Source organism: Streptomyces sp. NPDC101194 (assembly GCF_044767885.1).
Lineage (GTDB): Bacteria > Actinomycetota > Actinomycetes > Streptomycetales > Streptomycetaceae > Streptomyces.
The window spans coordinates 380,972-392,905 of sequence record NZ_JBIWOS010000006.1 but is presented as its reverse complement, the minus strand read 5'-3'; the positions used below and the strand labels follow the sequence as shown (position 1 = coordinate 392,905).

Here is an 11,934-nt window from a genome sequence, read left to right as displayed (position 1 = left end):
CCGCGCACACGCTCCGTGCACACATCTCCGAGCGTAGAGGGCGACACCGGCAACGGGCCCCGGGGTGTACCGAACCGGTGCGGCCCAGGTCACTTCGGCGGGACCGTGCCGTCCGCCAGCCCGTCGTACATCCCCTGCACCAGTTGTCCGCCGAGCCGGCCGGCCAGCCGGAGCGCGTCCTCGAACGCGGCCAGGTCGCGGAACCGTTCCCCGTATCTCCGCTGTTCCGCGAGGGGCAGCCGGGGCAGTTGGAGACGGCGGGCGTCCAACCGGGTGGCGGTGGAGGCGTAGCTGCTGGCCCGGCGGTTGTTGGCGGTGCCGCGCAGGAAGCCGGCGAGGAACCAGGGGTCGAGGGCGGCCGGGTCGGGACGCAGCAGCTGGAGGTTGCGGCCCAGCGCGGCCCCCGCGGTGGCGTCGTCGACGACGCGGGCGACGGCGCCGCCGCCGAGCACGGGGAGGACGACATCGCCCGTCTCGACGAGGACCGGCTCCTCGGGGGGCCCGTCGGCGGGCAGGCTTCCCGAAGGGGCGGTGGAGCCGAGGACATCGTGTTCGGTGAGGACGGGGACCGGACCGGTGCCGGAGCCGCCGGTGCGGAGCTGGAGTGCACCGGCGCGGGCGAGTTCGCCAACGGTGGTGAGCGGCCAGTGGGCCGGGTCGGAAGGGGTCACGGCCGGCGGGGTGAGGGTGCCGGTGAGGCCGAGGGTCTCGGTCAGCCGTTCCCGTACCCGGATCAGTTCGGCCGGCCCGCCCGCGGCGGCCGGGGGTGGCAGATGGCGGGCGGGGGCCAGGTCCACGTCGTCGTCGAGGAGTTCGATGACCGGGACGGCGCGGCCGGCCCCCGGGCGGGTCCCGGCCGCCCGTCCGGACCTGTCCTCGCCCGTTCCCGCGCCTGCGCTCTCGCCCTCGCTTTCGGCCTCGCCCTCGAACGACTGCCAGGCGGCGAGCACGGCGCTGTGCACCGCCTGCCAGTCGAGCCGGTCGCGTCCGCCGGACGGGGCGGTGACGCCGGGGCCCGCAGCCGGGGATTCGGCGGGTTCGGCCGTGTCCACGAGCAGCAGTTCGGGCGAGGGACGCAGGCCGCCGACCGGCTTGCGCAGCACCCAGAGGTGGAGCGGGATGCCGTACGGGGGTGCGGCGCCGGCCGGGAGCGCGACGACGGCGCGCAGGGCCCCGCGGCGCAGCAGATCGGCGCGGATCCGGCGGCCGGAACGGCGTGAGGCGGCGGCCGGGGGCATCAGCAGTACAGCGGTGCCGCCCTCGCGCAGACGGGCCAGCGCGTGCTGGACCCAGGCCAGTTCGGACTCCGTGCGGGCCGGGAAGCCGTACTCCCAGCGGGGGTCGTAGGCGAGTTCGTCGTGGCCCCAGTTGCGTTCGTTGAACGGCGGGTGGCAGAGCACGGCGTCGGCGGCGAGCTGCGGGAAGGCGTCGGCGCGCAGGGTGTCACCGGTCCGTACCGCGAGGGCGCAGCCGTTGGCGGAATCGGTGTGCAGGGCGAGCCGCAGCGCGGTGAGTGCGGCGAGGTCGGGGTCGGTCTCCTGCGCGTACAGGGCGGTCGGGCGGCCGACGGCGCACAGCAGGGCGCCGGTGCCCGCCGCGGGATCGAGGACCGTGCGGGCCGGCTGCTTCCCGGTCTCCGCCAGGGCGGCCATGAGTGCGGCGAGTCCGGGCGGGGTGAGTGTGTACTGGCGCGGGTTGGCGTCCAGTTGGCGGCCGAGCAGGAACTCGAAGGTCTCCCGGACACCGTTGTGCGCGGCGAGCTCCGCGGCGCCCCGGAGCAGCGGCACGGACGGGAGCAGCTCGGCGCGGCCGGGAGCGTGAACAGCCCGTCCGGGTTCGGCGGCCGGTCCGAAGCGGGCGGCGAGCAGATCGTCGAGGGCGAGGGACAGCACACCGGCCATCGCCTCGTCCGACACGGCGACGATCTCCCGCCAGGCGGTGGGGCTGTCCCGCAGGAGCAGCAGGGCGCAGCCCGTGTGGACCAGGGCGGGGACCGGGCCGGCCGGGTGGCCCGCGAGCTGCTGCCAGACCCGTTCACGGAGCGGGATCTCCGCGAGTTTGCCCTGGTCGCGCAGCCACTGCTCGACCTCGCGCAGCGCGAAGGACGGGCTCGTCTCGGTGCCGCCGACGGGTTTGGGGAAGTCGGCGTGCCGGCGGCGCCAGTTGCTGACGGCGGCGCGTCCCACGCCCGCGAGCCGGGCGATGCCGGCCGCGGTCACCTCGGTCGAGTTCTCCGGCACTGACTGTCTCCCTGATCCGTCGGCGCTGTGTGGGTGAGCATAGCGACCTCCGACCGATCGCATCGGTTCACAGCACGACAAAGAACATCACGCGTGAATCATGTTGACTCGGTTCACAAGCTCTGTTGTTATTGACGTGTCGCCACATCCCACAGGGATTCAGGCGACCGTTCACGCCCCCTTGTCGAAATTCACCGAAGGGCCCAGCCATGTCCGGGTACCCCGAACCGCCGCCGCGGCAGCGGGCGTACGTGCCCACTCGCGCACCGGGCGAGCATCCGGCACGCAACGGGCTGGGCACCACGGCGCTCGTCCTCGGCATCACCAGCAGCGTCGTGGGCCTGGTGTGGGCGCTCTTCTGGCTCGCGGCGGCGCTCGGTCTCCTCGCTCTCGCCCTCGGCCTGACCGGCCGGTGCCGCACCAGCCGGGGCGAGGCCACCCATCGTGGGACGACCACGTTCGGAGCCGTGCTCGGCGTGATCGCGCTGGCGCTCTCGGGCATCGGTGCGGTGCTCGTGACCAAAGCCGCCGCCGACACCACGCCGGCGCCCACCACCGCCCCGCACCTCTCCGCCGATCCGCGGCCGGCCCTCCGCTGACACGCCCGCGAAGCCCGCCCACCGCTTTCCCCGCCCGTCCCCCTCCCCCACCCTCCTCACCTCACGGAGACCTCCGCCATGCGCCTTCTCGCCCGTACCACCGTCAACACCCTCTGCGCCCTCACCCTCCTCGGCCTGGCCGCCTGCGGCACCGATGCCTCGCCCGCCGAGGCGACCGGCCCCTTCGCGGACATGTCGGGCCCCGAAGTCGCCAACAAGGCGCTCAAGACCACGAAGAAGGCGAAGTCCATGAAGATCGCCGTCGACATGAAGACGGCCGACGGACCGATCTCCGCCCACTTCGCCATGAGCACCTCCGGCGCCTGCACCGGAACGATGTCCATGGGCCCGGCGGGCAGCATGGAGATCCGCAAGACCGGAGACACGCTCTACACGAAGTTCGACGAGGCGATGCTGCGCGAGCAGTCCAAGGGCGAGCCCGCCGCGGACGTCGACGCCGCGGTCGACCTGCTCGCCGGCCACTGGATGAAGTCGAAGGCCTCGGACGCCGACAACAAGGACATGCTGGAATTCTGCGACCTGGGCGCGCTGCTGAAGGACTTCGAGACGAACGACAACGCGGCCCGCAAGAGCGGGGAGACCACCATCGACGGCCGGCGGGCGCTGCGCCTCACCGAGAAGGACAGCGAGGGCACCTACACGATGCTGGTGGCCACCGAAGGCGCCCCGTACGTGCTCAAGGTCGACTCGAAGGGCGGCAAGGAGCCGATGACGATGAGGCTCTCCGACTTCGACGAGCCCGTCGTGGTGAAGGAGCCGGCCGCCAAGGACATCGTCGACCCGGACAAGATGGCCGGCTGACCCCCACACGCACGCCCGGACGCCCGGGGGCCGCGGCCTCTCGGGCGGCTGCCTCCCGGTGCCCGTGCCCGGGGCCACGACGGGTGTCTACACGCGGTGCCGCACCCATACGTTGGGCTCCACGTACACCGCGTACCCGTGAGCCACCGAACACTGCACCGGTACCAGAGCGCCCGGCACCTCCACCGGGCCGTCCTCGTCGAACGGCAGGCCGGTCCAGGACCGCCACCGCGCGAGGGAGCCGGACACCGTCATCGACACCGGCGCCACCGCCTCGATCACCCCACCGGCCCGCACATGGACGCGCAGCCACGGATCGTACGGAAGTCCGTCTTCCGCCCGGGTCCGGCGGGCGTACTCCTCCATCGGGGCCGAGGCGTCCAGGTGTTTGGCGCTCGGCCGCACCGGGGCGACAAGGTCGGCGAACCCGAGCCTGCCGGCGTTCTCCCGCATCGCGGCGACCATCCGTGCCGAAATGCCCTCGCCCTGACGCCCGTCGGCGACCGCGATCTCGATCGCGCTGACGGTGTCCGGTGCACGTCCGTGCCGCAGGTCCGAGAACGCCCACAGCAGTACCTGGTCCCAGCCGCCCTCGGGCAGTTCCTCCCGCCCCGGGACGTGCAGCGCGAACGGCACGCTGTACGCCCGCGCGACCACGGCGCCGTCCTCGTCCGTCGCGACGAGCACGTACTCCGGGAACTCGACGGCGATCCTGGGGTAGTTCGCCCAGCCCACCAGGTCCTCCAGGACGAATCCCGGCCAGCTGTCCGGCATCCGCCCCGCCGCCGCGGCGAGTTCGGGGCGGGCGGCGACGGTGGTGACGGTCAGGTTCATGCGCCCCACGCTAGGCACCGGCGTTCCCGGTGCCAAACCGTTTTCCGCACGTCACGGACTTTCGACACGGAGAGCTCGGAGCGGGGCGACCGACCGTCATCCCCCGCACTGCTCCAGCATCGCCTGCTTGTCCGCGGTGGTGACGGGAAGCCCGTACTTCAGCGAGACCTGCGCGAACCGGACCGCGTACGAGCAGCGGATCGGCTTGTAGGGCGGCAGCCAGGACGCCGGACCCGAGTCGCGCTTGGCGTTGTTGGCCGGGCCGTCCACCGGAATGAGGTTGAGCGGGTCGTTGGCGATCTGCTGCCGCTTGGTGTCGTTCCAGTGCGCGGCGCCCATCTGCCAGTCGTACGAGAGCGGCATGACGTGGTCGATCTGGACCTTGGTGGCCTGCTGCTTGCGCCACTCGATGGTCGAGCCGGTGTACGGGTCCTTGAGGGTCATCGACACGACCACACAGTCCGAACCGGACCGGAACTTCACGTCCTTGCCGTCCCTGGCGAGGAGGTCGTTACGGGTGTCGCAGCCGTTCCTGGCCAGCGGTATCCCGTCGATCGAGTCCTTCCAGGCGTAACCGAACCTGTCGCGCGCGTACCCGGTCTTCGGGCCCCGGCCCTTCGTCGCCACCTTCTCGATGACCTTCCGCCCGGCCGCCCTGTCCGCCTCGGACGTGAGTGGTGCGAGCCCCGGCTTCGTACCGTCGGCGTTGTCGAGCGGGCTGGCCCCGAATCCGGTGGCGGCCTGCCCGCCACCCCGTGAACCGCCCCCCTCCTGCCCGGTCCCGGAGGCCGACTGCTCGGGGTCGCAGCCGGACAGGGTCAGCACCGCCGCCACACTGAGGGCGGGCAGCATCACTCGGTACGCGCGGGGAGGTATCACTCGAAGCCGTCCTGACGGGGAGAAAGCTGATCTCGGGAATCCTAGGAGGTCACCCCACGGGAGGCATGCACATGGCTACGGTTCGGGCTGGATGCGGCCTGAATCACACTGCGCGCGGGGGCCGCCGGGGCCGCCGCAGGTTCGCTGCCGGGGGCTGCCTTCTCCGCCGACGCCTCGGGCATCGCCCGCGCCGCCTTCGACCGGGGCTGGTCGAGCCGGCGGGGCCGCGCCATCGAGCCACTCGTCCAGGGGGCTGGAGGACGCCGGGCAGGTGGGAAGCCGGTGGAACCGCGACAACAGTCGGGAGTACGACATCGTCGTCCCCGCCGCCTCGGGGAAGCGCGCGCCCCTCCTCGGCTCGGTCAAGTGGCGCGAGACCAAGCGCTTCAGCGACCGTGAGCTCTCCCACCTGGCCGAGGCCCGGTTCGCCGTACCGGGCGCGTCGGCGGCCCCCCTGCTGGCGGTGTGCCCGGCAGGGGTCGAGGGCGGCGTACGCCCGGACCTGACACTCACCCCGGCGGATCTGCTGGCCGCCTGGCGCCGCCAGGCAGCAACTGACCGACCGCCCTGCACGCCGGACCAGCCATCGAGGGACGCAAGAGGGGTGAGAGCATCGCGCCCACCCGCCGCCTCACCTGACGACATGCAACTTTGAAGTGCATGGCCCCGAGATGCGGTACGCGCCGACTCCGACGCCACCTCTTGGCCCACAGGCCCCTCGGGCACATGCGCCAGCCGTGACCGCTCTCACTCGCGCTCGGCCGTGAACTCGTACTGCAACTCGTACAGATGGCCCGCCTTGACCATGACCGTCGCCTCGATCGCCCGCTCGTCGTCGCTGTAGACGACGCGCAGGGTACGAAGCACCGGCAGCCCACCGGGCAGCCTCAGCGCCTGGTACTGATCCTGCGTAGGCACTCGCGCGGAGACCCGGTCCACGCTCAGCCGCGGCGGGTAGCCCAGTTCCGCGAGCAGGGTCGGCGTGCCGCCGGGGATCTTTCGGCGTTCCGTCATCGCCGTGCCACGGACGATCTCCAGCGGGTAGTACGACGCGACGAGCTCGGCGGGTTCTTCGTCGACCATGAGGAGTTGCCGTCGCAGAAGTGCGGTGCCCCGCTCCGGGAGCCCGAGCGCCTCGGCGACATCGGCGGGCGGCTCGCTCACCATGACCTCAAGGAGTGTGCTGTGTGCGCGGGAGCCGTTCTTCGCGGTCTCGGTCAGCCAGCGGTACGGTTCCCCCGAACCCGCAGGCGCCATGTACGAGGCCGGGCGGACGGTTTGCTGCCGGTGTTCACGGACCGTCACCGCGGCACCTGCCCTGCCGATCACCAGTTGCTCGTCCTTGAGCAGTTGCAGCGCCTTCTGCACGGTCGCGTTGGAGGCGTTGAACCGTTCTTTGAGATGCACGGTGGAGGGCAGACGGGCGCCGGGCGCAAGGTCCCCGCCCATGATCTGGTCCCTGAGGTCGGCCGCGATCCGCTCGTGCAGTGAGCGGCGGTCGACGGCATCCGCTTCGAGTCTGGGCACAGTCATCCGATCCTGATCTCGTACCGCAACTTCTGGCGCCGCGGCGGCATGGCCATGATGTCGACCTGAATGGGTCGGTCCGCGCCGTCCAGCGTGAGCCGGGTCAGTTGCAGTACGGGTTCCCCTGTCGTCAGCCGCAATTGCTCCCGCTCGTGCTCGGTCGCCGGCCGCGCCGTCACCTCCTCGCACACGCGGACGCCGACATGGCCCAGGTCCGCCAGAAGCCTGATCGCTCCGCCCGGAATCCTGGCCGTGCCGGCAAGACGGGTGCCGCCCGCGATGTCCGTGGGGTAGTACGTGTCCGTCAACTCGCACGGTTCGCCGTCGAGATACATGATCCTGCGCCTGGCAACGACGCTCTGCCCGGCGGGCGCGCCCAGCAGCTCCGCGACCGGCCCCGGCGCCTCCACTTCGCCCGCCGCCACAATGCGCTGACTGCCCCGGTGCCCCTCTGCGGCGGCCTCCGCGGCCCACACGTCACCTCGGGTTCCGGAAGATGCCGCGAGATACGGCACCGAGGTGCTGACCCATTCACTGCCGCCCATGTCGATACTCCCTCCGCAGCCAACCCCCGTATCAGCCTGCCGCACCACACGGTAGGCGACTGGGCGCACCCCCACAGAGTAAACCTTGCTGCTTTTCGCGAATAGCAGTACAGTCATCGCCACATTACGGCCCGCGAGCAAGGCGGTGAACCACCGTGTCCCTGTCGCAGCAACGACGCTTTCCCCGCAGGCGCACCTCTGTTGGTGCCTCACGCGACTTCGTCACCGGCGTCCTCATCGAGTGGGAGCTCCACCCTCTGATCGCGGACATAGAACTGTGCGTCTCGGAACTGGCCACCAATGCCTTGCTGCACGGCGTACCGCCCGGTCGCGAGTTCTGCGTCGGCCTCCACCGGAGCCAACAGCTGGTGCGGCTGGAGGTCCGTGACAGCGGGTCCGGTCAGCCCATGGTCCAGCACCCCGACGACGACGCCTGCTCAGGGCGCGGGTTACGCATCGTGAGCGAGCTTGCCGACGACTTCGGGGTCCACGATCACGTCGTCGGCAAAACCGTATGGCTGGTGTTCAAGACCGCGCCCGCGTCGGCCCTGCTCACGACCCCAGAATCGTCGTGAGGAACTCCCCCGTCCAGGCCAGCAGTTCGCGGCCCACGACCGGCTTGCCGCCGATCCTGCCGGTGGTGGGGCGCGGGACCAGGATCTGGTGGGCGGCGGGCTTGATGACCGTCTTCGGGTAGAGGCGCTTCAGACGCAGCTCCTGCGATTCGCGCAGCTCGACCGGGGCGAACCGGATGTTCGACCCCTGGAGCACGATCTCGCCGACACCGCAGGCGCGGGCCAGCATGCGCAGGCCCGCCACCAGGAGCAGGTTCTCGACCGGCTCGGGCAGCTTGCCGTAGCGGTCGGTGAGTTCCTCGCGGACCGCCCTGATGTCGTCCTCCGTGTTGGCGGAGGCGATGGCGCGGTACGCCTGGAGGCGCAGCCGCTCGCCCGGGGCGTAGTCGTGCGGGACGTGCGCGTCGACCGGGAGCTCGATCTTGACCTCCAGCGGCGGCTCCTCCTCCACACCGCCTTCGAGGGAGGCCCGGTAGTCGGCCACCGCCTCGCCGACCATGCGGACGTACAGGTCGAAGCCGACGCCCGCGATGTGCCCGGACTGCTCGCCGCCCAGGAGGTTTCCTGCGCCGCGGATTTCGAGGTCCTTCATCGCCACGTACATGCCCGCGCCCATCTCGGTGTGCTGGGCGATCGTGGCCAGGCGCTCGTGGGCCGTCTCGGTGAGCGGCTTCTCCGGGGGGTAGAGGAAGTACGCGTAACCGCGCTCGCGGCCACGGCCCACCCGGCCGCGCAGCTGGTGGAGCTGGGAGAGGCCGAAGTTGTCGCCGCGCTCCACGATCAGGGTGTTGGCGTTGGAGATGTCGATGCCGGACTCGACGATCGTGGTGGAGACCAGGACGTCGAACTTCTTCTCCCAGAAGTCCACCACCACCTGTTCCAGAGCCTGTTCGGACATCTGGCCGTGGGCGGTCGCGATCCTCGCCTCGGGGACGATCTCGCGCAGCCGCGCGGCGGCCCGGTCGATGGACTCGACGCGGTTGTGGATGTAGAACGCCTGGCCCTCGCGGAGCAGTTCGCGACGGATGGCCGCGCCGATCTGCTTCTCCTCGTACGGGCCGACGAAGGTGAGGACCGGGTGGCGCTCCTCGGGGGGCGTGGTGATCGTCGACATCTCACGGATGCCCGTCACGGCCATTTCGAGCGTACGGGGGATCGGCGTCGCGGACATGGTGAGGACGTCCACATTGGCGCGGAGCTTCTTCAGCTGCTCCTTGTGCTCGACGCCGAAGCGCTGTTCCTCGTCGACGATGACCAGGCCCAGGTCCTTGAACCTCGTCTCGGAGGAGAAGAGGCGGTGGGTGCCGATGACCAGGTCGACGGAGCCCTCGCGGAGCCCCTCCAGGGTCGACTTGGACTCCGACTCCGACTGGAAGCGGCTGAGCGCCCTCACGTTGACCGGGAATTGGGAGTAGCGCTCGGTGAACGTGCCGTAGTGCTGCTGGACCAGGAGGGTCGTGGGGACGAGGACGGCGACCTGCTTGCCGTCCTGGACCGCCTTGAACGCCGCCCGTACCGCGATCTCCGTCTTGCCGTAGCCGACGTCGCCGCAGATCAGCCGGTCCATCGGGACCGACTTCTCCATGTCCTCCTTGACCTCGGCGATGGTGGAGAGCTGGTCGGGCGTCTCCGCGTACGGGAAGGCGTCCTCCAGTTCGCGCTGCCAGGGCGTGTCGGGGCCGAAGACATGGCCGGGCGCCGCCATCCGGGCCGAGTACAGCTTGATCAGGTCGGCGGCGATCTCCTTGACCGCCTTCTTGGCGCGCGCCTTCGTCTTCGTCCAGTCGGCGCCGCCGAGCCGGTGCAGGGTGGGCGCCTCGCCGCCGACGTACTTCGTGACCTGCTCCAGCTGGTCGGTCGGAATGTAGAGGCGGTCGCCGGGCTGGCCCCGCTTGGCGGGGGCGTACTCGACGAGGAGGTACTCGCGGGTGGCGCCCTGCACCGTGCGCTGCACCATTTCGATGTAGCGGCCCACGCCGTGCTGCTCATGGACGATGTAGTCGCCGGTCTCCAGCGTCAGCGGGTCGATCGTCTTGCGCCGGCGGGCCGGCATCCGGCCCAGGTCCTTGGTGGCGGTGCGCTGGCCCGTGAGGTCCGTCTCGGTCAGGACGGCGAGCTTGAGCCCCGGGTCGACGAAGCCCTGGTCGATCGCGCCGCAGGAGACGTGGACCAGGGACGGGGAGATCTCCGCCAGGTCGGGGTCCAGGCGGGCCGCGATGCCCTCGCCGCCGAGCACCTCGACCGTGCGGGAGGCGAGCCCCTGGCCCTCGGTGACGTACACCGTGCGCCACCCGTCGGCGAGCCGCTCCTTGGTGTCGGCGAACGCGCGGGCCGTGTCGCCGCGGTACGACTCCGGGGCGTGCATCGCCAGCTTGAGGGTGTCCTCGTCGAGCGCGTCGTCCGCGGCGAACGGGGAGACCGACCACCACATCATCCCCAGCTCGCGGGCCCGGTCGCGGATGTCCGCGATGCCCCACAGGGAGGCCGCGCCGACGTCGATCGGCGCCTGGCCGCCGCCCGCGGTCGCGGCCCAGGACGCCTGGAGGAACTCCTGGCTGGTGGCGACGAGGTCGGCCGCCCTGGTACGGACCCGCTCCGGGTCGCAGACCACCGCCATCGAGCCCTTCGGCAGCACGTCGAGCAGCAGCTCCATGTCGTCGACGAGGACCGGGGCGAGGGACTCCATGCCCTCCACCGCGATCCCCTCGGCGATCTTGCCGAGCAGTTCGCCCAGCTCCGGGTGGTCCTCGGCGAGTGCGGCGGCCCGCTCGCGCACCTCGTCGGTGAGCAGCAGTTCACGGCAGGGCGGTGCCCACAGCCCGTGCTCGGCGATCTCCAGCGACCGCTGGTCGGCGATCTTGAAGTAGCGGATCTCCTCGACGTCGTCGCCCCAGAATTCCACCCGAAGGGGGTGCTCCTCGGTCGGCGGGAAGACGTCCAGGATGCCGCCGCGCACGGCGAATTCGCCGCGCTTCTCGACCAGTTCGACCCGGGAGTACGCGGCTGCCGCGAGGGCGTCGACCGTCTTGCCGAGGTCGGCGCTCTGCCCGATCCGCAGCGCCACGGGCTCCAGGTCGCCGAGCCCCTTGACCTGCGGCTGGAGCACGGAACGGACCGGCGCGACCACGACCTCGACCGGGCCGGTCTCCGGGTCGTCCTCCCTCGGGTGCGCCAGGCGCCGCAGCACGGCGAGGCGGCGGCCCACGGTGTCGGAGCGGGGCGAGAGGCGCTCGTGCGGCAGGGTCTCCCACGACGGGAACTCGGCGATCGTGTCCGGTGGCAGCAGGGTGCGCAGGGCCGCCGCCAGGTCCTCCGCCTCCCGGCCGGTCGCGGTGACGGCGAGCACGGTGCGCCCGGTCTCCCGGGCCAGCGCGGCCACGGCGAACGGCCGGGCGGCGGGCGGGCCGACGAGGTCGACATGCATCCGGTGGCCGTCGCCGGCGGCCTTCACCGCTTCGGAGAGTGCCGGGTCACGTACGACGACATCCAGCAGACCGTGCAGGCTCATGAAGGGCTTCCGTCCGGGTAACGAGGGCGAGGTCCGGCAGCCGGCTGCTGCCAGGGGGCAACGCGAAGGACCCGACACGTCTCACGGGCCGGGGTGTCTCAAGCCTACGACTCCCCCGTGACAGCCGCGTGCGCAATTCTCCCGGGGCGGGGGGTGTGCGGCCTGATCGCAGCGGGTGGCGAAGCGGGGTGGCGCAGCCGGGCAGGTGGCGGGAACCGGACACCGCGAAGGCGCCGGAATCCGACGCCGGGCAGTCGCCGGTCCCCTTCCGCTCGATGCCGTCCGTCGCGCGTCCGGCACCGCTCGTCGCGGGCCACGCACCGTTCATCTCCGCATCCTGCACAGTTGTGTCCGGGCTCCTCACAGAAATGATCGCAGCGTCTACGCTTTGGCCGAAGCTTTCAC

The 11,934-nt window shown here is 71.4% G+C and carries 10 protein-coding genes; 4 read left to right on the top strand and 6 right to left on the bottom strand.

Going from position 1 to position 11,934, the window contains the following annotated elements; translation table 11 throughout:
* Nucleotides 1-89: 89 nt before the first annotated feature.
* On the bottom strand, nucleotides 90-2,240 hold the full coding sequence (locus tag ACIRP2_RS24280) for an N-6 DNA methylase (protein WP_404253556.1): 2,151 nt from the start codon (nucleotides 2,238-2,240) through the stop codon (nucleotides 90-92).
* 209 nt (nucleotides 2,241-2,449) lie between these two features.
* Here ACIRP2_RS24280 and ACIRP2_RS24275 point away from each other — a divergent pair, with 209 nt between their 5' ends.
* Together ACIRP2_RS24275 and ACIRP2_RS24270 are read left to right on the top strand one after the other, a co-directional pair.
* The gene (locus tag ACIRP2_RS24275; RefSeq protein ID WP_404253555.1) at nucleotides 2,450-2,839 is read left to right on the top strand and encodes a hypothetical protein; all 390 of its coding nucleotides are present in this window, start codon (nucleotides 2,450-2,452) and stop codon (nucleotides 2,837-2,839) included.
* A 78-nt stretch (nucleotides 2,840-2,917) separates the two neighbouring features.
* A complete protein-coding gene (locus tag ACIRP2_RS24270; protein ID WP_404253553.1) occupies nucleotides 2,918-3,661 on the top strand; it encodes a hypothetical protein in 744 nt (247 codons plus the stop codon).
* Nucleotides 3,662-3,748: 87 nt separating this feature from the next.
* On the opposite strand, the gene ACIRP2_RS24265 is transcribed toward ACIRP2_RS24270, so the two are convergent.
* Together ACIRP2_RS24265 and ACIRP2_RS24260 are read right to left on the bottom strand one after the other, a co-directional pair.
* Complete coding sequence (locus ACIRP2_RS24265; RefSeq protein WP_404253551.1) at nucleotides 3,749-4,495, bottom strand: N-acetyltransferase; 747 nt, start codon at nucleotides 4,493-4,495, stop codon at nucleotides 3,749-3,751.
* Nucleotides 4,496-4,591: 96 nt separating this feature from the next.
* Nucleotides 4,592-5,374, bottom strand: coding sequence for an HNH endonuclease family protein (locus tag ACIRP2_RS24260; protein ID WP_404253549.1), 783 nt, complete (start codon nucleotides 5,372-5,374; stop codon nucleotides 4,592-4,594).
* A 271-nt stretch (nucleotides 5,375-5,645) separates the two neighbouring features.
* On the opposite strand from ACIRP2_RS24260, the gene ACIRP2_RS24255 reads away from it, so the two are divergent.
* The gene (locus ACIRP2_RS24255; protein ID WP_404253547.1) at nucleotides 5,646-6,029 is read left to right on the top strand and encodes a hypothetical protein; all 384 of its coding nucleotides are present in this window, start codon (nucleotides 5,646-5,648) and stop codon (nucleotides 6,027-6,029) included.
* 92 nt (nucleotides 6,030-6,121) lie between these two features.
* On the opposite strand, the gene ACIRP2_RS24250 is transcribed toward ACIRP2_RS24255, so the two are convergent.
* On the bottom strand, nucleotides 6,122-6,907 hold the full coding sequence (locus ACIRP2_RS24250; protein ID WP_404253545.1) for a GntR family transcriptional regulator: 786 nt from the start codon (nucleotides 6,905-6,907) through the stop codon (nucleotides 6,122-6,124).
* Entirely contained in the window at nucleotides 6,904-7,446 is a 543-nt protein-coding gene (locus ACIRP2_RS24245; RefSeq protein WP_404253543.1) for a GntR family transcriptional regulator, read from the bottom strand. The genes ACIRP2_RS24250 and ACIRP2_RS24245 overlap by 4 nt, the downstream gene beginning before the upstream one ends.
* Nucleotides 7,447-7,601: 155 nt before the next feature.
* Here ACIRP2_RS24245 and ACIRP2_RS24240 point away from each other — a divergent pair, with 155 nt between their 5' ends.
* A complete protein-coding gene (locus ACIRP2_RS24240) occupies nucleotides 7,602-8,021 on the top strand; it encodes an ATP-binding protein (RefSeq protein WP_404253541.1) in 420 nt (139 codons plus the stop codon).
* On the opposite strand, the gene mfd is transcribed toward ACIRP2_RS24240, so the two are convergent.
* Nucleotides 7,999-11,529, bottom strand: a complete 3,531-nt coding sequence (gene mfd, locus ACIRP2_RS24235) for a transcription-repair coupling factor (protein ID WP_404253539.1) — start codon at nucleotides 11,527-11,529, stop codon at nucleotides 7,999-8,001. The genes ACIRP2_RS24240 and mfd overlap by 23 nt on opposite strands.
* Nucleotides 11,530-11,934 lie beyond the last annotated feature (405 nt).

Coding starts and splice junctions, on each gene's coding strand:
- ACIRP2_RS24265 (WP_404253551.1), bottom strand. CDS start 4,495: ATGAACCTGACCGTCACCACCGTCGCCGCCCGCCCCGAACTCGCCGCG.
- mfd (WP_404253539.1), bottom strand. CDS start 11,529: ATGAGCCTGCACGGTCTGCTGGATGTCGTCGTACGTGACCCGGCACTC.
- ACIRP2_RS24275 (WP_404253555.1), top strand. CDS start 2,450: ATGTCCGGGTACCCCGAACCGCCGCCGCGGCAGCGGGCGTACGTGCCC.
- ACIRP2_RS24250 (WP_404253545.1), bottom strand. CDS start 6,907: ATGACTGTGCCCAGACTCGAAGCGGATGCCGTCGACCGCCGCTCACTG.
- ACIRP2_RS24245 (WP_404253543.1), bottom strand. CDS start 7,446: ATGGGCGGCAGTGAATGGGTCAGCACCTCGGTGCCGTATCTCGCGGCA.
- ACIRP2_RS24270 (WP_404253553.1), top strand. CDS start 2,918: ATGCGCCTTCTCGCCCGTACCACCGTCAACACCCTCTGCGCCCTCACC.